Genomic DNA, 21,656 nt, shown 5'->3' on the forward strand with positions numbered 1-21,656 from the left:
GAGGGACAAATGAGCGACAACGACAAGACAGTATTTGTAAATTATGAGAAGGGAGCACAGGAACCGGAGCTGGAACGGGCGTATATGGAGCTTGGGAAGGCATATTACGAAGGGCGTTTTGAAGATCCGCTGCCGGAACTTCTGCCATTGTTCGATAAGATTACGAGGATTAAGAAAGAAAACGAGAAGGATGAGAACGTATGTCCCCACTGCGGGAGCGAACTGAAGCCGGGCTCGCTGTTCTGTGCACAGTGCGGGCAGAGGGTGTAAAAAGAAAGCATATGAGTGACAGAAGAAAGAGACCACTCATTTAGCTACAGTGAGGAGGATTAGTGATATGCGGTGTCAGAAATGTGGAACACCAGTAGGAAAAGAGGACCTTTTCTGCCCAGAGTGCGGCAGCAGGGTGGAGCAGAAATCAAATACAAAGGTAATCGTCATCGCGGCGGTCATCATGGCTGCTATCGTGGCAGGAATCATCTTCTGGGTCATGTGGGGAAGCGGGAGCAAGGGCGGCGACAGCGGCAGGAATGAGACGAAGTCGGCGGATACGAAGGAAAAAGGCAGCAGTGACGAGGCGAAAAAGAAGAAGTCCAAAGAAGATACCGAAGCAGGCACGGTAAAAGAACCGGCGGACACGAAGCCCGAGAGCACGGGATACATTCTGCCTGAAAGTGATGCGCGCTATCTGTCGGATGCGGACATAGCAAGCCTGTCCCTGAAAGACCTGAACTATGCCAAGAACGAGATATATGCGAGACACGGGCGCAGGTTCAAGTCCAATGAGCTGCAGCAGTATTTTGACAGCCAGAGCTGGTATACAGGCCAGTATGACCCGGACGACTTTGACGCCAATTACAGCCAGAGCGTGCTGAACGATTATGAGAAGAAGAATGCGGAGCTGCTGCGCAAGAAGGAGTTCTCTATCAATTCCGGCGGCTATCCGCTGGACCAGTGACGACAGGTGAGGGGATATGAAGAAGAAAAGAATCTATGTCATAATGACGCTGGTGCTGCTGTTTACAGTCGGGGCAGCAGCCTTCATATATATCTTAAAGAGCCCGTTTGAAGCAAAGAGAAGCCCGGTTTCTGAAACGGTGAGAAAGGGTGCGGCTGAGAAGATGACAGAAGTGGACAGAGAAAAGCTCGTGCCGGAGACGGCTAAGCCGAAAGGAATCAAGATAGCCATAGATCCGGGGCACCAGGGGCCCCATGTAGACATGAGCGCCCAGGAAGAGAATGCGCCCGGTTCAGGCGTGATGAAGCAGAAGGCGACATCGGGCACCACCGGCACTTATACCGGACTGGGGGAATACGAACTGAATCTGGACATCGCCCTGAAGGTAAGGGACAGACTTGAGAAGCTTGGGTATGAAGTCGTAATGGCCCGGGAGGATAACGATACGGCTATCAGCAATAAAGAGAGAGCGCAGATGGCCAATGAAGCAGGAGCCGATGTGTGCGTCAGGATCCATGCGAACGGAAGCGAGAGCCCGTCAAGCGAGGGGGCGCTCTGCCTTGTCATGTCCCAGGATAACCCGTACGTCGGGCAGCTGTACGGTGAGAGCAGCAGGCTGGCGGAATCGGTCCTATCGTCCTACTGCGAAGCCACAGGATTCTCGAATCAGGGCATTCAGGTCAATGACACGATGACCGGGCTCAACTGGAGCGAGATTCCGGTGATGATTCTGGAGATGGGATTTATGACCAACGAGCAGGACGATACGATGATGGCGGATGCCGCCTTCCAGGAAAAGATGGCGGACGGTATCGCGGCAGGCATAGAGGATTATTTTGCACATCGATGATATAGGGGATGGGAGGAAAGGAATGTGGGAATGAAGAAAGGCGCGCTTGCAGCGGTACTCTGTGTGGTTCTTTTAACGACTGCCTGTGGAGGCGGAGATAAAGACGCGGATAAGAAGGCAGAAGATGCCGGGGCAAAGAAAAAGAACCTGGTCATTACGACGGAAGAGGAAGGCCCAGGTGAGCAGGACGATGCAGGAACCGGACAGACACAGGACCCGCCGGCGCAGGACATACAGGCACAGGTGGAGGGCCTGACGTCCGGGCTTGCCGGAGGCGGAGAGTGGGCGGTATATGTATACGGGCTTGATACGGGCAGGGAAGCGTCGGTCAACAATAAGCCGATGCAGTCGGCGAGCCTCATCAAGCTCTTTATTGCAGGAACCGTGTATGAGCAGAAAGACAGGATGGATGCGCACAATGGTGCACAGGAGACGGAGACGCTGCTTCGGTCGATGATAACCGTAAGCGATAATGATGCGGCAAATACACTTGTGAAACGGCTCGGGAACGGAGATGCGGCCGCAGGGATGCAGGCGGTCAATGACTTCGCGGCTGCCCATGGGTATTCGCAGACTCATATGGGACGCCTTATGCTGGACTTCGACGCAGAAGACGACAACTATACTTCGGTGGAAGACTGTGGCGCATTTCTTTGTGACCTATACCATCAGGAGCTAACCGGTGCAGAACAGATTACCGGTTTTATGAAGGAGCAGACAAGGACAGAAAAGATTCCCGCAGGTGTCCCTGCGGGAACGGTCACAGCCAACAAGACGGGGGAGCTCGACACGGTGGAAAATGATGCCGCCCTCGTCTGGGGCGGACAGGAGCCGTATGCCATCTGTGTCATGTCGCAAGGGCTGACCGATGCGGCTGCCGCCAGAACGGGCATACAGAAGCTGTCGTCCAATCTATATGAACTGATGCGGTAGGAATTACATAAATTACGGTCCGGGGAGGCGGTGCAAGGTGTCATATGACACGGTGGAAGGGTTTATTTCCTTTCAGGACATTGACGACTTCCTCTGCCGCTTTCTGCTGCAGGGCATGTATCGCTGTCTCGCTGTACCAGGCGCTGTGCGCGGTGGCGATGACATTGTCCATCTGTAGGAGGGGGTGGTCCGGGCGAACAGGCTCTTCCTCAAATACATCGATGCCCGCCCCCGCAATCCTCTTCTCCAGTAATGCTTTTATCAATGCCTGTTCCTCTATGATGCCTCCCCTTGCCGTGTTTATCAGGAAGGCGGAGGCTTTCATCTTTTCTAACTCCTCTTCTCCGATGAGGTGAAACGTGTCTTTGGTTAGCGGGCAGTGGACAGAGAGGAAGTCGCTTGTCCGCAGCAGGGTGTCAAGAGATACAAGTGCGACAGACTGTTCTTTCGCTGTCTCCGGACGGGCGAAAGGATCATATGCAGATACCGTCATTCCGAAGGCCTGCATCTTCCTGGCCACCATCTGAGGAATCCGTCCGAAGCCTACCAGGCCAAGCGTACATTCCGAGAGTCTCCGGAGGGGAATGGCACTTCCATAGCCCCAGTCGCCAGATCTCAGCGCTCCTGCAAGTACCGGGAGCTTCCTGCCGAGCGCCAGCATCATGGCGCAGGCGTGGTCCGACACTTCCGCCACTCCGTAATCCGGCACGTTGCATACGTAGATGCCCTTTGCGGCGGCAGCCTCGCAGTCGATATTATTCACCCCGATACCATATTTGATTATCATCCTGCAATGCTCCATGCTTTCGATGACGTCGGATGTGACGGAAGAATACTGGGTGATGACCGCATCGGCATCTTTTACAACTGGTATGAGTTCTTCCGGCTTTTTGACCTGATAGGCGTACAGTTCGAATCCTGCACCTTCTATCAGTCCTCTTTCCGTGTCTATATTTTCATATTCGTAATCTGTGATAACTACTTTCATGTTGTTTTCCTCCTTATAACAGCTGCATCTTTTCTGCTACGAGATATGCCCCGAGCGCTGACGTGGAAAAGCCCCGGTCGGGTTCATAGATGGTGACATGCTCATATATATGTTCCGCACGGAGGATATCCCTCAATGCCAGATTCAGGGGAGCCTTGCCGCTGATTACTACGTGCGTATCTTCGGTGAGGCTCAGTGCCCGGGAGTTTGTTATAGCTGTGATATCACCCTGCAGCACGGCTCCCAGAATGTAGTTCGCTATCTTGGAAGGGTTCCTTTCCTTGAATAAGCTCAGGATACGCCCGGAGAAGCAGGCTCTTCCAAGCCCGACCCTTTTCGCGTTCTCGTACCCGAGCAGCAGCCAGTCCCTGTCATAGTCGCCGCTCTTTACGAAGCTCCGTCCGACCGACTTGGCGATGATCGTGTCATTCGTGACAGATGCCAGCAGCTCGCCGGAGATGGAGGTGAGGCATCCGGTTATCCTTCCGTCTTTGTCCACGGACACGAACTTATTGTGGGAACCCGGAAGGATCAGGAGCATCGGCCGGCCTTCGTGATATTTGTGGATGATGGCGAGGCTTTCCACTTCCTCCCCTCTCATGATATCCATGGATTCGTAGTCATCAAAGGTTATATCGCCGTCTGCATTCTTGATTCCCGGTATAAAGTGGATGGGCACCGGGCAGACATCGGGGAGAAGGAGCTCTTTCGTGGCCGCCGCAATCTCATCGAGTCCCGCCGGCGCGGTCAGATGAGGGACTTCCACGATGCCTACGTCAGAAGTTATCATACCGCTTGCTATGATATGGCGGATATCGCGGTAAGTAAGGGAGCTGCCGTCCAGCAGCTGTTCCAGACATTCCTTTACTGCCTGCTTAAGCTTTTTGTTGCTGCCGTCTATGGCTGTGTTGCGGACGCCGACCTCTCTTCTTGCCTCGTCGATACGGAGCCTGCTGTCATCCCACAGGATGCACCGGGTATTGGTCGTGCCGCCGTCAATGGTAATAGTATATGTGCTCATATTATTCCTTTCCTTTCACGGTGAAATTTAATATAAGCATCTGTTTTTTTCATTCAATCAAAGCGTTTGTCATAGTTTGTATTTCTTAAAGGTGTTCCTCGTATCCTGCAGCCTGGGGAGCATATCATTCGCATTCGCGATACTTATCATAGAGAATAGTGCATCGATCAGGCAGAACTGGGATACTCTTGAGTTGAGCGCGTCGGTCAGGATGTTCCGCTCCTCGCTGACGGTACTTAATATGACCTGTGACAGCCTTGCGATGGAGGAGCCGGGCGCTCCGGTGATGAGGATGGCCGGTATCCTGCGCTGGTAAGCCATCTCGATCTGCTTGTACAGGTCGGCGGTCTCGCCGGACTGCGAGACGCACAGGATGACGTCGCCCGGCCGCGGATGGGTCAGGATGGCAGCGTTCATATGCGCGTCTGGGTTACAGACGCAGTTCAGCCCAAGTTCGGTAAGCCTGAAGAAAGCGTACTGGCAGATGGAAGCGGAAGCACCGTGGCCGAGGATGATGATTCGGTTCGCGGCTGAGAGCAGCTTCTGGGCATCCATGCATTCTTCGGCGGCAATATCCGCATTTTTGCTGAGTGAAGACATGGCGCCCAGGAATACCTTTTTCTTGATTTCGGTCGGCTCGTCATCCAGCGTGATATCACTTTCCGAATGATAAAAGGTTCTGCCTACAAGTTCCTGCGCCAGCTTGATCTTAAAAGATTTGAATCCGTCAAAGCCGAGAAGCCGGTAGAACTTAACGACGGAGGCTTCGCTCTTCAGGCTCGTATGGCTTATGAGATCGGTGATGGATTTATCTACCACTTCCGACGGATTCTTAAGTATATAGTCGGCCAGCTGCTTCTGTCCTTTGGTAAGCTGCGGATATAATTCGCTGATCTTGGCCAGCGTGGGATAATGGTCATTGTCGATATGCATATGTAACCTCCCTTTCCATTTTCTTACTACAAATATAACATAATGATATTTAAAATTCAAACTGAAAATAATAAATTTTTTTTATTTATATAAACATATTGCATATAAAAAGTGATGTTAAATAATGGAAAATGAACAAATTTACAAAAATATATTGACAAAAAAATAAAAAAATTATATTTTATAATCATAAAGCATTTGTCGTATCATTCAATCAAAACAAAAAAATCAAGGAGGAAGACATTATGAAAAACTGGAAGAAGCAAATGAAGAAGGCAGCATCGCTGCTCCTCGCAGGCGTGATGGTATTATCACTGGTGGCTTGCGGAAGCAAAGGCTCGGATGGCAAATCGGACAAGGAAGATAAGAAGGCGGACAAGAAGACAGAACAGGAAGGACAGGATTTTACAAAAGATGTATTGAAAGACCTTGCATTGAAGGAAGATGGAACGCCAATCAAGGCAGCGATTACTGTGGCGGAGCTGGACAGCGAATATATCATCGCGGTACAGAAATATATGCAGTACATACTGGAAGAGGCCGGAGCGGATGTGACAGTGAGCAGCGCGGACGGCGATGCCGAGAACCAGTGCAATCAGATATACGACTTCATTGAGAAGGGCGTAGAAGTAGTCCTTATCCAGGCAGCCGACAGCAACGCCGTGGCTCCTGCAATCAAGGCATGTAACGATGCGGGTGTAAAAGTCATTGCAGTAAACAGGACCATCTACGGCGACTGCAAAGTCGACTACAGCGTATTGATAGACGATAAGGCGATGGGTGAGATGTGTGCCAAATATATTGCGGACAATGCTTCCGGAAAAGGCACGAAAGTGACGACGATGCAGGGGACGCTCGGAACGGCGACGGCAGACGACCGTGCGGAAGGATTTAATGCAGGCGTGCAGGCAAACGGGCTTGACAATATCAGGGACAATCCGTGCGACTGGTCTTCTGAGACAGCCATGGCAGCCATGAACGATGTGCTGACGACGGATTCTGACGTAGGAGCGGTATTCTTGCACAGCGACTGTATGCTGGCAGGTGTCGTGTCCGCCCTGACCCAGTCCGACAAGCTGAAGAATGTAGGCGAAGACGGCCACGTCATGATCGTATCGATTGACGGAGCAGCTTCTGCTCTCGACTATATCCGTCAGGATGTGTTGGATATGACGGTAGACAATTCCCCGCTTGCAATGGCTACGATAGCGGCCAAGGCGGTGCTGACGAAGGTAGTCAAAGGTGAAGACCTGGGCGGCAATGTAATCACGGTAGATGCCACGGCTATCACGAAAGACAATGTAGACGACGCCGCATTCTGGGGCAACTTCAATGTGGATGACGGATACTGGAGCGAGACGGCAAGCGTTTGGGATCAGTATACGATCGAATAGACTTCTGATAACAAAGAGGGTGTTGAAATATACACCCTCTGACAATTCTAGGAATCGGAAAGGGAGCTAACTATGGAAAAACAGGGCCTGATCATGAAAAGCATTGGAAAGCAGTTCAACGGTGTCACGGTGCTGGAAGATGTCGATTTTGAAGTCCGTCCCGGAGAGATACATGGCCTGCTCGGCGAAAACGGGGCCGGTAAGTCTACTCTGATGAAGATTGTTAACGGCGTGCTGTCGCCGACTGCGGGTGAGATCTATATCGACGGAGAAAAGACAGCTTTTGATTCGCCCCATGCTGCATCCAGGGCCGGTATCCGCATGGTCTATCAGGAGCTTGACCTGTTTGCGCATCTTACGGTGGCGGAAAATATCTGTCAGGGTAATATACCGAAGAATGGTCTGAGGCTGGTCAACTGGACGCGGATGCGGGAGATATCCCGTGAACTGCTAGAGACGATTGATGTAGATATCGATGTGGACGAGCGGCTGGACCGTCTGAGTATCGCGCAGCAGCAGATTGTGGCAATCGCAAGGGCGCTGAATGGCAACTGTAAGATTATACTGCTGGATGAGCCGACTTCGGCCCTTCCAAAGAAGGATGTAGAACATCTGTTTAAAATCGTAAGGCAACTGAAGGAAAAGAATATTTCTGTCGTCTTCATATCACATAAGCTGGATGAGATGATGGAGATTACAGACCGTATCACTATTCTGAACAATGGCAGGAAGGTTGCCACGGTCGATACGGCGGATATCAATGAAGATACCCTGGCTGAGATGGTCGTCGGCAGGTCAATCAAGAACAAATATCCTAAGATACACTATAAGACAGGAGAGACATTGCTCAAGATGGAGCATATCTCCCTCAAAGATCGGCTTTATGATGTGTCATTTGAACTGAAAAAGGGAGAGGTCCTTGGAATCGTAGGGCTTCTCGGCGCCGGAAAGACAGAGATAGCAAAAGCGCTGTTCGGCGTATATGGAAAGGGAAGCAAACGGCTGACAGGCAGCATATATATGAACGGCAGGGATGCAAGATTTGCCGCCCCTGCCCAGGCGGTAAAGGCCGGTATCGGATATATCTCAGAAGACAGAGGCTCAGAGGGGCTGCAGGTGGACCAGGCCATAGACTTCAACATATCGCTGGCGGCGCTGCGGAAGATGAGCAGGATGGGCCTTCTGAACCTGAAGAAGGAGAGGGAGACGAATACCCGTCTCATAGACAAGCTTCAGATCAAATGCGAGACCCCGAGACAGAAGGTAAGCAGCCTAAGCGGAGGAAACCAGCAGAAGGTCGTCATTGCCAAGTGGTTTGCCACCCAGGCCAGGATCGTTGTCCTGGACGAGCCGACGAGGGGAATCGACATTGGCGCCAAAGTAGAAGTCTACAACCTGATTAACGAGATGGTAGAAGCCGGAATCGGGGTGCTTCTGCTGTCCTCGGAGGTGCCGGAGGTGTTCGGCATGGCGGACCGTATACTCGTCCTGAAAGACGGGAGGATAACGGGCGAGATGGAGAACGGCAGCATCACCGAAGCGGAGCTTCAAAGACAAGTAATGTAAATGACACGAAGGAGAAGAGATATGAATAAAAAAGTTAAACTCTTTATGAAATCACAGGGGTCGGTGTTTCTTATACTGGTGCTGATGTGTCTGGTGGCGTCTCTCTTTACAGATAAGTTTTTCTCACCTTCCAACTTAAGCAACGTGCTGACCCAGTCTGTGACATGTGGCATATCAGCGCTTGGAATGACCTTTGTCATATTGACAGGAGGGATAGACCTGTCGGTAGGCGGTTGTATCGTGTTCACGGCTACGATAGGGATGAAATTCCTGGCGGAAGGAACGATTGGAATCGGGACGGCTGTACTTATGATGCTGGGGCTCGGCATACTGGTCGGCGTGTTCAACGGTTTCCTAATCACTGTTCTTAAGATGCCGTCCTTCATAGCGACGCTGGCATCTTCGAGCGTGACCGCGGGGCTTGCGCTTTACATATCTATGGGCAAGACAATCATAGGGCTGCCGATTGAATACAGCGTCATAGGGCTGAAGAAGGTGATGGGGCTTCCCATCTGCGTGTGGATGATGTTTGCGCTTTACATTCTGTCATATATCATCCTAAAGTATACGGGATACGGACGAAAAGTATATGCCACCGGCAGCAACAGGAAATCGGCGTGGCTGAGCGGTATCAATGTCAGAATCGTAGAGTTCTCTGTCTATGTCATCAACGGCCTTATGTCCGCTCTCGTAGGTATCGTCCTGACATCCAAGCTCTTATCGTCAACGAGTACGATAGGAAACGGCATGGAGGTAAACTCCATCGCTGCTGTCGTTATCGGTGGAGCGAGCATGACAGGGGGAGAAGGCGGCGTCGCAGGTACGATTGTCGGAGCGCTCATACTGACGATTATCAGCAACGCTATGAATCTGATGAGCGTCAATGCATATCTGCAGGAAGTCGTGATGGGGCTGATTATCATCATTGCACTGCTGTTTGACATGCTGCGCAAAGGGTATATTTTCAGGAAACCAGACGAAGAGTAAAGGGAAGTGGTGATTTATATGTTGGTTGAATTAAGTTATATCATTGATGAAGATGTGCCGAAATGGCCGACGAATCCGGAAGAGAAGTATGATTACAACCAGGCGGTCCGGTTCGGGGACGCATGTAATGCATCATCCGTGTACCATCATCTGCACACCGGGACGCATGTGGACGCGCCGTTCCATTTCGATGCCGCGGGAAAGACAATCGATCAGATTCCGGTGGAGGACTTCTACTATACGGCCCCGTTCGTACTGGAGCTTAAGAAGTCCAGAGGGGAACGGATAGAACTTGAGGAACTGCAGGCGCATGAGAAGGAGATTGCCGGGTGTGACATACTCTTCGTCTACACCGGGTATTCAGACCTAAGGGAGAGCAGCCCGGAGGAATTCGTGTCCGATTTCCCGTCTGTGGCTCCGGACGCGGCGCGTTACCTGAGAAGTCATTTTCCCGGCCTTAAGGCGGTGGCTCTGGATTCTATCAGTTTTGACAGTGCCGAAACCGGGGCGGCAGAAGGGTTCCCTTCCCACCATGCCCTGCTGGAGACGAACGAGGAGCAGAGGGAACGCACCCTCCTTCTATATGAGGATGTCAACATTAAGAAGCTGATGGAACTGGATGATAAGGTACGGGCAGTCTGCGCATTTCCTGTTAGATTTGCGGGGCTGGAAGCCGGACCTGTGAATATGGTAGCAATAGTATAAAGAAAAGGAGCAGAAGTCATGAAAAAATTAAAAGGTGTGGTACCTCCCATGATAACCCCATTCGACGAGGAAGGACGTCTGGATGAATATAATCTTCAGAAGCTGGTGGAATACCTGTCGCCAAAGGTAGACGGACTGTTTATCTGTGGATCCTACGGCTGCGGGCCGCTGATGACGCTTCAGGAGCGCAAGCGGGTTGCGGAAGTTGTAAAGAAGTATTCCGCTCCGGATACGAAGATTGTCGTGCATACAGGAGCGCTTACGACAAAAGAAACGACAGAGCTTACGCTCCATGCGGCTGAGGCGGGCTGTGATGCCGCTGCTGCAGTCGGCCCTTATTATTTCCACTACGGGGATGAGGAACTGATCCGGTATTATTCAGACGTGATTGAGGCGGCAGGAGAGAGGATACCATTCTATGCGTATCACAACCCGAAATTCCAGGGTTACGAGACAAGCCTCAACGTTATGAAGCAGCTGAAGAATGTCGGATTGTCCGGCATAAAAGACGCCACCTTTGACCTCATGAACTATGCAGTATACGAGCGGGAGCTTGTGGATGACAACTTTGACCTTGCGCTTGGGACGGAGGCACTCTGGATATCGGCGCACGCGCTTGGGTGCCGTGCATATATCCCGGGCATCGGAAACGTATTCCCGGAACTGTGCAAAGAGATGTTTGATGCGTCCATGGACGGCGAGAAGGCGAAAGCAAGGGATCTTCAGTTTTTGATCAATAAGCTGCGGGATATCATGTATCTTGCAGGTTCCACACAGCTTGCCATCTATGCCATTGCAGAGATCAGGGACATCATGGCTGCCCATCCGAGGAGGCCCTTCCTGCCACCGTCTGCCGGCGAGAAGGAGGCTATCAAAGAAGCACTTAAGGAACTGGGGGTAATCTGATGTATTACATAATCATTGACTGTGGAACGACCAATTCAAGGGCATATGTGGTGAGAGAGGACGGGAGCATAGCAGGACAGGCGTCGAAGAAGGTAGGAGTGCGGGATACTTCCATCACAGGGTCCAAGGATGTGCTTACAGCAGGGCTTAAGGATACGGTCACGAAGGCGGTACAGGCTGCCGGGGTCGAAGAGGGAGATATCCGTGCGGTCTTTTCCTCCGGTATGATTACATCGGAGATTGGGCTCTGTGAGCTGCCCCATCTGACCGCACCGTGCGGAGCAGAAGACCTGGCTGCGCATATGGAACTTGTAGAGGGGCTTGACCTGTATGCAGGCAAGCCGGTCTATTTCGTGCGGGGTATCAAGAACAAGATGGCGGAAGAGATGGAGAGCCCATTCGCGGCGGCGGGCAGCCTGGACTTCATGCGGGGAGAGGAGACGCAGATGATGGGAATCCTCCGGAACAAGGAGCTTATCCTGCCTGCGACAGTGGTGGTGCTCTCCTCACATACCAAGTTCATATCGGCAGACGGCGGCGGGAAGATTCTTGGCAGCCTTACGACGATGAGCGGGCAGACGTTCGAGGCAGTCAAAAATAATACCTTTCTCACAAAGTCACTGGAGGATGACGGAAGCGGAGCGCCGGAAGATTATTTTGACGAGGCAGTCGTGGAGCATGCGGCTGCATGGGTCCGCAGGGCAGGGCTTGTGCGTTCCTTCATGTTCCCCCGTTTTCTGGATGTGCTTCTGGATACGAAATGGTATGAGAGACGTCTCTTCTTTGAAGCGCTCATTGCGGCGGATGACATGCTCTCGATAGGCCAGATGGATATGTTCGGATTAGGGAGGCCGCAGCGGTTCGTGCTTGTCGGTCTGAGAGAACGGTGCAGGCTCTATGAATATATCCTAAGGAAGGAATACGCGGAGGCAGAGGTGTCTGTCATCTCGGATAAAGAGCAGATTGACCGGCTGAGTATCGAGGGTATGCTCAGCCTCGCAGAGAAGGCGGGGATTATAAGATGATGAAAATAGTGATAGCGGATTATTATTATCCGGATCTGAATGAAGAATACAAGGTGTTTGAACGGCTTGCAGAGGTGGAGGTCGTGGACCTGACTAAAATATCAGAGGGCGGCATAAAAGAGCCGGACTCGCTCATTCCTTATGTGAAAGACGCGGATGCGCTTATCGTCCAGTTTGCGGCGATAGACAAGTCTGTCATCGACAGCATGGAGCGGTGCAAGGTGATTGCCAGATATGCAATCGGGGTGGATACGATTGATATAGAGGCTGCGTCAGCCAAAGGTATCTATGTGGCCAACGTGCCGGATTACTGTATCGGCGAAGTGGCAGATACAGCCATCGCCCACATCATGAATGCGCAGAGAAAGATAACGCTTGCAAACCGGCTCCTTCTGGCGAAGGAATTTGATATGGACAAGATACGGCCGATAAGAAGGATGGAGCATGAGGTGCTCTGCCTGATCGGGTTCGGTCATATAGCCCGGAATGTTGCAGCAAAGATGAAGGCATTCTTCCAGGAGATTGTGATATATGATCCATATTTTAAAGACTGCGCGTCCTATCCGGAATTCCGGTTTCTTGGCTTTGAGGAGGCAGTGAGCGGGGCGGACGTCATCTCCCTTCATGTTCCGCTGAACGGCTCCACGATGCATATGCTGTCGGAGGACGCTTTCCGGATGATGAAAGATGGAGTGGTCATCGTGAATACGGCCCGTGGCGGGCTGATTGATGAGGCGGCTCTTATAAAAGCGCTGGACAGCGGGAAGGTGGGGTACTGTGGCCTGGATGTCGTATCGACGGAAGACTTCGAGCATTCCCCGCTGCTGTCTAAGGAACATGTGCTCCTGACGCCTCATATGGGCTGGTGTTCCGAGGAGGCGGTAGTGGAACTTCAGCGCAAGACGGCTGAAAATGTGGTAGAGACGCTGCTGCACGGGAAACCCGTATATTGCGTCAACAAGTTATAAGCTGCAGGAGGGCGATGAAAATGGATATGTATCCAGTTATATCAGAGAATCCGGTGCTGGCCATATTCAGAAATGTTCCGCCGGAGCTTACGTTAGATTACGCGGAAGCTGTAGTAAGAGGAGGCATCTCGTTTTTTGAGATTGCCCTTAACAGTGCGGATGGTATCGGGCAGATCAAGGCGCTGAGGGAACATTTTGGAGACAGATGCAGGATTGGGGCAGGCACGGCGATAACGGTGGAGTCAGCCAGGGAGGCACTCGACGCGGGGGCCCAGTTCCTCCTGACACCGGGCACGCCGCTGGATGTGCTCGAATACTGCGCTGTCAACGACATCGCCCTTCTGCCCGGGGTCCTGACGCCGAGCGATGTGGCGGTAAGCCTGCAGTACGGGTTCAAGACGATGAAGCTGTTTCCGGCCAGGAGTGTGCCGCCAGGATATGTGAAGGCGCTGAAGGGGCCGTACGATGACACGGACTATATTGCCATCGGCGGAGTGTCTCCATCTAATATCGGACAATTTTTTGAGGAAGGCTATGCGGGTGTCGGAATGGCCGGAGGGCTGATGCCGGAAGAGATGGTAAAGAACGAGAAGTGGGAAGAAGGGGCGGCGTATATCCGTTCGCTTTTGGATAGTATCGATGTATATGCCAAGAAAGGAATCTGCCATGAAGATAGCTGAGGTTAATACGTATACGGTCCGCCCACGATGGGGCTTCGTAGAAATCGTGACGGACGACGGCCTGACCGGATGGGGCGAGCCTGTCCTGGAAGGACACTTAGGCGCCGTGCTGGCATGCGTGAGGGAGATGGCGGATTATCTGTACGGAAGGAATCCGCTCCACATCGAGGATATCTGGACGATGCTTTACCGGGCCGGCTTCTACCGGGGCGGAGGCGTGCTTATGAGTGCTATTGCGGGCATCGACCAGGCATTATGGGACATCAAGGGCAAGTATCACGACGCGCCGGTGTACGAGCTGCTGGGCGGCCCATGCCGGAACAGGATAAAGGTATACAGCTGGATTGGAGGAGACCGGCCTTCTGATGTGAAGGAGGCTGCGCTTGCCAAGAAGGCAGAAGGTTTCCGGGCCGTCAAGATGAATGCGACGGAAGAGCTGCAGATAATCGACAGCTATGAGAAGATAGACGCGGTGCTGGAACGGACCGCCGCGGTGAGGGAGGCCTGTGGGAAATACTTCGGCATTGCCATCGATTTCCACGGACGGGTGCACAAACCGATGGCTAAGGTTCTGGCGAAGAAGCTGGAGGAATTCGAGCCCATGTTTATCGAGGAGCCTGTCCTGTGCGAACACATGGAGGCATTTTCCGAGATTGCCTCATACTGTAACATTCCCATCGCCACAGGGGAACGGCTCTTCACGAAATATGATTTCAGGCGCCTCCTGTCGGCGGGCGGCGTCTCTATCGTCCAGCCGGACCTGAGCCATGCGGGTGGAATCACAGAGGTGCGGAAGATTGCCGCTATGGCGGAGGCGTATGATGTGGCTCTGGCACCCCACTGCCCCCTTGGGCCGATTGCGCTGGCCAGCTGCTTTCAGGTCGACGCGTGCTCGTACAACGCCGTCATCCAGGAGCAGAGCATGGGTATCCACTATAATGTGGGGAGGTCGGTGCTGGACTATGTGCACAATAAGGAGGACTTCTGCTTTAAGGACGGGTATGCGGATCTGCCGCATCTGCCGGGAATCGGCGTCGATATGAATAAGGAGCTCGTGGTCAGTGAAAACATGGCGCCCCACGCATGGAAGAATCCGGTATGGCGTCACGAGGACGGTTCCATAGCAGAATGGTAGGACACGGATGGTACGGCTGCCAGTCCTAAATCTGCCGATAATAAAAAAGCATTGACTGTAACCGCATGGGATTACAGCAATGCTTTTTTCATTATCACTTGATTAAAAAAACCGATTAGCCCTGAGAAATAGCTCCTGTTGGACATTGAGCTGCACATGCACCACAATCAACACAAGCGTCTGCATCGATTTCATAATGGTCTGCGCCCTGAGCAATAGCTCCTACCGGACATTCAGCTTCGCAAGCTCCGCAGCTTACACATTCATCACTAATTACGTGTGCCATAGTATGTACCCTCCTTCTTAATTATCGATAGACATAATCCAATTTTGTCTATTCCTATCATAATACAAATAAATTAAATATACAAGTAAAATCATGCTTTAAATTAAGTACAAAGCGCGAAGGAAATCCCCTTTATCCGGGTGCTTCTTTCGCTGCCTTATAGGCGGACAATATGACCGTTCTGGCCGCTTCGGCGTCCTCTTTTGACGGCTCTTTCGTGTCTTTGAGAGGATAGTCGTATCCCATGCTCTCATATTTGGAACGGCCCATGGAATGGTACGGCAGGACATCGAGGGCCTTGATATTGCCAAGCTCCGCCATAAAACGCCCCAGTTCCTGCAGATATTCTTTATAGAACGTGATGCCGGGGACGATGACGTGCCGGATCCAGACCGGAATCTGCCTCTCGTCCAGATAGCGGGCAAAATCCAGGACTCTTTCATTGGAGTGGCCCGTCAGTACCTTGTGCCTGCGGTCGTCCATGTGCTTGATATCAAGCAGTATCAAGTCCGTAAGTGATAATAATTGATCAAGCTGCTTCATAGATATCTCATTGTTCGGGTTGAACATGATGCCTGACGTATCCACACATGTGTGGATATCATGCTTTTTCAGGTTCCGAAACAGCTCTGTGAGAAATTCCATCTGCATCATCGGCTCTCCGCCTGTCACAGTAACGCCGCCGCTTCTGTAGAACGGAAGGTTAGAGTAGAATCCGTCCAGCACCTCATCCACCGACATCGTCTTGCCGGTGCGCGGTTCCCACGTATCCGGGTTGTGGCAGTAGAGGCAGCGCATCGGGCAGCCCTGGAAGAAGATGACATACCGGATGCCGGGGCCGTCCACCGTGCCGCAGCTTTCGATCGAATGTATAAATCCTTTCAATATATTCACCCCATTTCTATAGAAGGGACAGGGTAAAGAGCGGTTGGGGACGGGGGTTTTTTAAAAAACCCCCGTCCCCAACCGCGTCTTGCCCTGTCCCTACATGTTATTGTGGAACGTGCGGGCGATGACGTCATCCTGCTGTTCTTTTGTAAGCTTGATGAAGTTTACCGCATATCCGGATACGCGTACGGTGAGCTGCGGGTAGCTTTCGGGATGCTTCTGTGCGTCCAGCAATGTCTCCTTCGAGAATACGTTTACGTTCAGGTGGTGTCCCCCCTGTTCTACGTATCCGTCCAGCATTGCTACAAGGTTATCTATCTGCTGTTTGTTTACTGCCATAGCTAGTTCCTCCTCTTAATGATTGCTTATCATGGCTGCCTTATAATCTGCAGCCGGGTTATTCGTTGTCGATGCTGTCTTCGATGTTCGGTATGTTGCATGCCAGGTCTTTGCAGTCTTCGATTCTGTCCAGATCCAGATCTCCGGCAAATATCTGGTCTTCCTTGCCGAGTGCGCCGGGGATGATGGAAAAGGTGTTGGAGATTCCATCCTGAGCATGCCGGAACGGTATCTTGGCGACGGAGGCGAGGGATGCCAGTGCCCCGTGGGTGTCGCGCTGGTGCATCGGGTTGGCGCCAGGTGCCAGCGGTTCGCCCATTTTTCTCCCGTCCGGCGTATTACCGGTCTTCTTGCCGTACACCACATTGGAGGTGATAGTCAGGATGGACATAGTCGGTACGGAATGGCGGTAGGTGTGGTGCTTACGGATTTTGTCCATAAAGCTGCGTACGACTTCTACCGCGATATCATCCGCCCGGTCATCGTTGTTGCCGTATTTGGGAAAATCCCCTTCTACTTCATAGTCCACGACAAGGCCGTCCTCATCTCTAACAGGCCTTACCCTGGCATATTTGATAGCGGACAGGGAGTCTGCCACCACAGACAGGCCGGCAATCCCGGTTGCGAAGTAACGCTTTACTTCCCGGTCGTGGAGCGCCATCTGCAGCTTTTCATAGCTGTATTTGTCGTGCATGTAGTGGATGATATTCAACGTGTTCACATACAGGCTGGCCAGCCATTCCATCATGTCGTCGAACTTGGACATGACATCATCGTAGTCGAGATATTCCCCCTCCACCGGTCGGAACCGGGGCCCTACCTGTACCTTCATCCGCTCATCGACCCCGCCGTTGATTGCATAGAGCAGGCATTTGGCAAGATTCGCCCTTGCGCCGAAGAACTGCATCTCCTTTCCGACACGCATGGATGAGACGCAGCATGCGATCGCGTAGTCGTCGCCGTGGGTCACCCGCATCAGGTCGTCGTTTTCATACTGTATGGAAGAAGACTTGATAGACATCTTCGCACAGTATTCCTTGAAGTTCCTCGGAAGCTTCGTAGACCAGAGCACGGTGAGGTTCGGCTCCGGGGATGTCCCGAGGTTGTCCAGCGTGTGCAGATAGCGGAAAGAAGTCCGTGTCACGAGCGTCCTCCCGTCGATGCCCATGCCGCCGATGGATTCCGTAACCCATGTCGGGTCCCCGGAGAACAGGGAATTGTATTCCGGCGTACGTGCGAACTTCACGAGCCGGAGCTTCATGATAAAGTGGTCGATATATTCCTGCGCCTGTTCCTCGGTAATCAGTCCTCTGTCCAGGTCTCGCTGAATGTATATATCCAGAAATGTGGACGTACGGCCAAGGCTCATGGCTGCGCCGTTCTGCTCCTTCACCGCCGCCAGATAGCCGAAATACAGCCACTGGATAGCCTCCTTCGCATTCCGGGCAGGTCTGCGGATGTCAAAACCGTAGATGTCTCCGAGCTTATGCAAGTCGCCGAGGGCGCGGATCTGCTCGGACAGTTCTTCCCTTAGCCGGATGTTGTCGCCGGTCATCCTTACGAGAGAAGTCTCCAGCTGCTGCTTCTTGTCTTCTATGAGCCAGTCTGTGCCATACAGCGCCACGCGGCGGTAGTCGCCGATGATCCGCCCGCGCCCGTAAGCATCGGGCAGCCCGGTTATGATTGCCGACTTCCTTGCCAGGCGCATCTCCGGCGTATACGCGTCAAAGACGCCCTGGTTATGGGTCTTTCTATATTCCGTAAATATCTTCACAATCTCAGGGTCGACCTCGTAGCCATTTTCTTTGCAGGCATTTTCCGCCATACGGATACCGCCATACGGCTGTAAAGACCTTTTGAACGGCTTATCTGTCTGGAAGCCTACGATCTGTTCTCTGTCCTTATCCAGATATCCAGGTCCGTGGGATGTGATTCCTGAGACGATGGACGTGTCCATATCCAGGACGCCGCCTGCTTCCCGTTCCTGCCTGGACAGTTCCATCACCTGTTTCCAGAGCCTGTCCGTGGCCTCGGTCGGACCTGCGAGAAAAGAATCTTCCCCCTCATAGGGGGTATAATTGAGCTGGATGAAATCCCTTACGTTTACAGAGGTACGGTTCCAGCGCCCCGGCCTGAACCCGTCCCAGCTATCGGCATGCCATTTGTGTTCCATCATGTCTCCTCCTGTTGTTATATGAATTGTAAAATATTTGGTTAACTTAGACTAACTTCTGCCTTATCATTATATGGGATAATATATAGCTCCGTCAACATATTTGCTTGTACTAAATGGGATACAGTATACAAAAGAAGATTCTAATATAAAAATTAAGAAAATTTTCAACACTTTTTCACTGTTTTGGTGTATAGTGTTTGTTGGAAAAGCAGATTTTATTATATATGGGAGTTGGAATTATGAAAAGATTATGGAATGCTGTTGCAGCGGCGCTATGCGTGACGATGCTGGCAAGTGCGTGCGCTTCGGGTAATGTCAGTGATGCAAAAGCAGATAATTCAGAAGATAAAAAGAAGAAAAATACAGAGAAGGAATATCAGGGCAGCCTCGATATGATACAGCCGAGGGCGTACAGCAATATCAACGGATTGACCCTGGAGCCGGGCTCTTATATCTCCATCATCGGAAAAAGTGCCGACGGGCAATACTGGGAAGCAGTAGAGAAGGGAGTCCTTCAGGCGGTCAGCGATCTGAACAAGGAACTGGGATATAAGGGAAAAGACAAGATTAAAGTGACATACAGCGGACCTGCCACGGCTTATGATGTGGACGAGCAGGTTAACATACTGGATGAAGAGCTGGACAGATATCCGGTGGCTCTTGGAATCGCCATGGTAGATGCGAAAGCGTGCGATGTACAGTTCGACCTTGCGGCAGAGGGAGACATTCCGGTCGTGGCGTTTGATTCCGGCAGTGATTACCAGGGATTGATGGCTACGGTCGAGTCCGATAACGATAAGAGTGCAAGGGCGGCCGCAGACAAGATGGCGGAAGCCATAGACGACGCGGGAGAGATTATCATATTTGCCAATGACTCCAAGTCCAAGTCCTCACAGGAGCGGGAACAGTCATTCGCTGCGCAGGTTGCGGAGCAGCATCCGAATGTGGATGTGGTGGATGCCTGCCACAAGGATCAGCTGCCTGAGATGCAGAAACGGGTCGCAGATGAGATAAATGCAGGAACATACCAAAGGGACGGAGAGGAACAGCCGACGGAAGAGATAGCACCTGACAGCATATCGGAAGAAGATGTCATAAAGTACCTCTTTGCGAAGCATCCGGATGTCAAGGGCTGCTATGCGACAAGCGGCGAAGCCGTCAATATGGTTGTGGCCGCCGTTGACAGGCTCGAACGCAAGGATCTGAAGATCATCGGATATGACACGGATGACGCAATAATGGAGGCACTGTCGGAAGGCAAGATTACGGGGCTCATCGTACAGAATCCATTTGGCATGGGATATGCGACGGTAGTCGCCGCAGCGAGGGCCGCCATGAAAGCCGGCAATGAAGCAGTCGTGAATACGGGCTATACCTGGGTGACTGAGGAGAATTATAAAGAGAAAGATATCAAAAAATTATTATATTAAAATCAGATGGATGTTCTGCACTTCTGTGGTGCGGACTGCGGTGAGGAAAACATGGAAAGCAGTAAGAAGCGGCTAGACGAACATAATTACCGTACAGATAAAAATGGATGGAATTTTGTCCATGTAGAAGGAAGCCCTTTGGAAAGAGGATATTCTTATGGAAGGCTTATGGCCGGGGAAATAGAAGCCTCCGTCTGGGAAGCATCACGCCTTGTGGAGCTGCAGACGGGGCTGGACTGGAAGTTCCTAAAAGAAAGCAGCTTCAGCATCCTTCCTACATGGAAGAGACAGATGAACCGGGTGCCATACCAAGAATTCCTGACGGAGATGGACGGGATGGTCCGGGGAGTAAGAGAAGAGATTCCCTCCAGCCGCCTGACGATAGACGACCTGATTCTATGGAATGGTTACGAAGAGCTTATGAACTACTGGCTTCCGACCGCGGTAGATGAGATATACGACAGCATGTCCGGACGGCACGTAAAAGGAGGGGTATCCAGATGCCGGGGAGGCCGGGCGGATGACCGCTGCAGCGCGTTTATAGCGACGGGCTCCTATACGGCTGACGGCAGGATTGTCATGGCCCATAACAGCTTTACCCCTTTTGAAAACTGTAATTATATGAATGTCATAGCAGACATCGTACCGGAACAAGGCAGCCCTTTTATCATGCAGACGCTGCCGGGGTATATCCACAGCCTGTCCGACTTTTATGAAACGAGGACCGGTGCCGGCAAAGGGCTTATGATAACGGAGACTACGATAGGAGGCTTTAATGTCTACGATGCAGAGAAGGTTCCGGAGTTCGCCAGAATCCGTTATGCGGTCCAGTATGCCGTGACGCCGGACGAATTCGTCGAGCTGTTTTGGAAAGACAACAATGGAGGTTATGCCAATACCTGGTTTGTGGGCGATATAGAGACGAATGAAATCATGCGGTTCGAGGCAGGGCTTAAGTTCTATCATATCGATAAGACGAAAGACGGATATTACGCAGGCTTCAACGCGCCTCTGGATCCGCGTATCCGTAACCTCGAGTGTGCAGACAGCGGCTTTGCCGATATACGCAGACACCAGGGTGCGAGGCAGGTAAGGATTCCGCAGCTTATGGAAGAATACAAGGGCAGGATAGATAATGAGGCCGCCCAGAAGATAATTGCAGATCACTATGACGTATATCTTAAGAAAGAGAATCCGGGTTCCAGAACGGTATGTTCCCACTACGAGCTGGATATGAGAGAATATATGAGCCAGCCTGGCCGTCCGGCGCCTTATGAGCCGAGAGGGGCCGTCGATGGCGTGACAGCCACTTCTGCCGATGCGCTGGAACGGAGCCTGTGGGCCAGATGGGGGAGCTCATGCGGCATGCCGTTCTGTGCGGCAAAATTCCTAGAGGCCAATCCCCAGTTCGACCACTTGAGAGAATTCCTAAGAGACCGGCCGAGCCGGCCCTGGACGAGATTCGGACATGAAGAGAGCCGGCAGTAG

The 21,656-nt window shown here is 52.0% G+C and carries 22 protein-coding genes; 15 read left to right on the top strand and 7 right to left on the bottom strand.

The window, feature by feature from the left end; genetic code table 11:
* The first annotated feature begins 9 nt into the window (after positions 1 to 9).
* From HJV72_RS05745 to HJV72_RS05760, 4 genes are all read left to right on the top strand, one after another.
* Positions 10 to 270, top strand: a complete 261-nt coding sequence (locus HJV72_RS05745) for a zinc ribbon domain-containing protein (protein ID WP_208069451.1) — start codon at positions 10 to 12, stop codon at positions 268 to 270.
* 67 nt (positions 271 to 337) lie between these two features.
* Positions 338 to 958 carry a YARHG domain-containing protein gene (locus tag HJV72_RS05750; protein WP_208069452.1) on the top strand — a complete coding sequence of 207 codons (621 nt, stop codon included), beginning with the start codon at positions 338 to 340 and terminating at the stop codon, positions 956 to 958.
* 16 nt (positions 959 to 974) lie between these two features.
* Positions 975 to 1,808 carry an N-acetylmuramoyl-L-alanine amidase family protein gene (locus HJV72_RS05755; protein WP_208069453.1) on the top strand — a complete coding sequence of 278 codons (834 nt, stop codon included), beginning with the start codon at positions 975 to 977 and terminating at the stop codon, positions 1,806 to 1,808.
* 30 nt (positions 1,809 to 1,838) lie between these two features.
* Complete coding sequence (locus HJV72_RS05760; protein ID WP_243765539.1) at positions 1,839 to 2,741, top strand: serine hydrolase; 903 nt, start codon at positions 1,839 to 1,841, stop codon at positions 2,739 to 2,741.
* 40 nt (positions 2,742 to 2,781) lie between these two features.
* Here the strand turns inward: HJV72_RS05760 and HJV72_RS05765 are convergent, their stop codons facing one another.
* The 3 genes from HJV72_RS05765 to HJV72_RS05775 all read right to left on the bottom strand — a co-directional run bounded on the left by HJV72_RS05765 (position 2,782) and on the right by HJV72_RS05775 (position 5,683).
* A complete protein-coding gene (locus tag HJV72_RS05765; protein ID WP_208069455.1) occupies positions 2,782 to 3,729 on the bottom strand; it encodes a C-terminal binding protein in 948 nt (315 codons plus the stop codon).
* 13 nt (positions 3,730 to 3,742) lie between these two features.
* The gene (locus HJV72_RS05770; RefSeq protein ID WP_208069457.1) at positions 3,743 to 4,750 is read right to left on the bottom strand and encodes a 2-dehydro-3-deoxygalactonokinase; all 1,008 of its coding nucleotides are present in this window, start codon (positions 4,748 to 4,750) and stop codon (positions 3,743 to 3,745) included.
* A gap of 69 nt (positions 4,751 to 4,819) precedes the next feature.
* The gene (locus tag HJV72_RS05775) at positions 4,820 to 5,683 is read right to left on the bottom strand and encodes a MurR/RpiR family transcriptional regulator (RefSeq protein WP_208069460.1); all 864 of its coding nucleotides are present in this window, start codon (positions 5,681 to 5,683) and stop codon (positions 4,820 to 4,822) included.
* A gap of 245 nt (positions 5,684 to 5,928) precedes the next feature.
* Here HJV72_RS05775 and HJV72_RS05780 point away from each other — a divergent pair, with 245 nt between their 5' ends.
* The 9 genes from HJV72_RS05780 to dgoD all read left to right on the top strand — a co-directional run bounded on the left by HJV72_RS05780 (position 5,929) and on the right by dgoD (position 15,049).
* Positions 5,929 to 7,077 (top strand): sugar ABC transporter substrate-binding protein, encoded by a 1,149-nt coding sequence (locus HJV72_RS05780; RefSeq protein WP_208069462.1) that lies wholly within the window; start codon positions 5,929 to 5,931, stop codon positions 7,075 to 7,077.
* A gap of 72 nt (positions 7,078 to 7,149) precedes the next feature.
* Positions 7,150 to 8,643 carry a sugar ABC transporter ATP-binding protein gene (locus tag HJV72_RS05785; protein ID WP_208069464.1) on the top strand — a complete coding sequence of 498 codons (1,494 nt, stop codon included), beginning with the start codon at positions 7,150 to 7,152 and terminating at the stop codon, positions 8,641 to 8,643.
* A 21-nt stretch (positions 8,644 to 8,664) separates the two neighbouring features.
* The gene (locus tag HJV72_RS05790; protein WP_208069465.1) at positions 8,665 to 9,630 is read left to right on the top strand and encodes an ABC transporter permease; all 966 of its coding nucleotides are present in this window, start codon (positions 8,665 to 8,667) and stop codon (positions 9,628 to 9,630) included.
* A gap of 18 nt (positions 9,631 to 9,648) precedes the next feature.
* Entirely contained in the window at positions 9,649 to 10,335 is a 687-nt protein-coding gene (locus HJV72_RS05795) for a cyclase family protein (protein WP_208069467.1), read from the top strand.
* Positions 10,336 to 10,353: 18 nt separating this feature from the next.
* Positions 10,354 to 11,241, top strand: coding sequence for a dihydrodipicolinate synthase family protein (locus tag HJV72_RS05800; protein WP_208069468.1), 888 nt, complete (start codon positions 10,354 to 10,356; stop codon positions 11,239 to 11,241).
* Positions 11,241 to 12,266 carry a 2-dehydro-3-deoxygalactonokinase gene (locus HJV72_RS05805; RefSeq protein ID WP_208069469.1) on the top strand — a complete coding sequence of 342 codons (1,026 nt, stop codon included), beginning with the start codon at positions 11,241 to 11,243 and terminating at the stop codon, positions 12,264 to 12,266. Before HJV72_RS05800 ends, HJV72_RS05805 begins: the two co-directional genes overlap by 1 nt.
* On the top strand, positions 12,263 to 13,234 hold the full coding sequence (locus HJV72_RS05810; protein ID WP_208069470.1) for a C-terminal binding protein: 972 nt from the start codon (positions 12,263 to 12,265) through the stop codon (positions 13,232 to 13,234). The genes HJV72_RS05805 and HJV72_RS05810 overlap by 4 nt, the downstream gene beginning before the upstream one ends.
* Before the next feature lie 20 nt (positions 13,235 to 13,254).
* A complete protein-coding gene (locus tag HJV72_RS05815) occupies positions 13,255 to 13,914 on the top strand; it encodes a bifunctional 4-hydroxy-2-oxoglutarate aldolase/2-dehydro-3-deoxy-phosphogluconate aldolase (RefSeq protein WP_243765534.1) in 660 nt (219 codons plus the stop codon).
* The gene (gene dgoD / locus HJV72_RS05820; protein ID WP_208069472.1) at positions 13,901 to 15,049 is read left to right on the top strand and encodes a galactonate dehydratase; all 1,149 of its coding nucleotides are present in this window, start codon (positions 13,901 to 13,903) and stop codon (positions 15,047 to 15,049) included. The genes HJV72_RS05815 and dgoD overlap by 14 nt, the downstream gene beginning before the upstream one ends.
* Positions 15,050 to 15,164: 115 nt before the next feature.
* Here the strand turns inward: dgoD and HJV72_RS05825 are convergent, their stop codons facing one another.
* The 4 genes from HJV72_RS05825 to pflB all read right to left on the bottom strand — a co-directional run bounded on the left by HJV72_RS05825 (position 15,165) and on the right by pflB (position 18,735).
* On the bottom strand, positions 15,165 to 15,335 hold the full coding sequence (locus tag HJV72_RS05825; RefSeq protein WP_082912677.1) for a DUF362 domain-containing protein: 171 nt from the start codon (positions 15,333 to 15,335) through the stop codon (positions 15,165 to 15,167).
* Positions 15,336 to 15,467: 132 nt separating this feature from the next.
* Positions 15,468 to 16,223 carry a pyruvate formate-lyase-activating protein gene (gene pflA / locus HJV72_RS05830; protein ID WP_208069582.1) on the bottom strand — a complete coding sequence of 252 codons (756 nt, stop codon included), beginning with the start codon at positions 16,221 to 16,223 and terminating at the stop codon, positions 15,468 to 15,470.
* A gap of 96 nt (positions 16,224 to 16,319) precedes the next feature.
* Positions 16,320 to 16,562, bottom strand: a complete 243-nt coding sequence (gene grcA3 / locus HJV72_RS05835; protein WP_066571935.1) for an autonomous glycyl radical cofactor GrcA3 — start codon at positions 16,560 to 16,562, stop codon at positions 16,320 to 16,322.
* Positions 16,563 to 16,620: 58 nt separating this feature from the next.
* Complete coding sequence (pflB, locus tag HJV72_RS05840) at positions 16,621 to 18,735, bottom strand: formate C-acetyltransferase (protein ID WP_208069473.1); 2,115 nt, start codon at positions 18,733 to 18,735, stop codon at positions 16,621 to 16,623.
* Positions 18,736 to 18,977: 242 nt separating this feature from the next.
* On the opposite strand from pflB, the gene HJV72_RS05845 reads away from it, so the two are divergent.
* Positions 18,978 to 20,168: a substrate-binding domain-containing protein gene (locus HJV72_RS05845; RefSeq protein ID WP_243765536.1), complete on the top strand. Its 1,191-nt coding sequence runs from the start codon at positions 18,978 to 18,980 to the stop codon at positions 20,166 to 20,168.
* A gap of 51 nt (positions 20,169 to 20,219) precedes the next feature.
* On the top strand, positions 20,220 to 21,656 hold the full coding sequence (locus HJV72_RS05850; protein ID WP_208069475.1) for a C45 family autoproteolytic acyltransferase/hydolase: 1,437 nt from the start codon (positions 20,220 to 20,222) through the stop codon (positions 21,654 to 21,656).

Source organism: Extibacter sp. GGCC_0201, assembly GCF_017566055.1.
In the GTDB taxonomy this organism is placed as follows: domain Bacteria; phylum Bacillota; class Clostridia; order Lachnospirales; family Lachnospiraceae; genus Extibacter.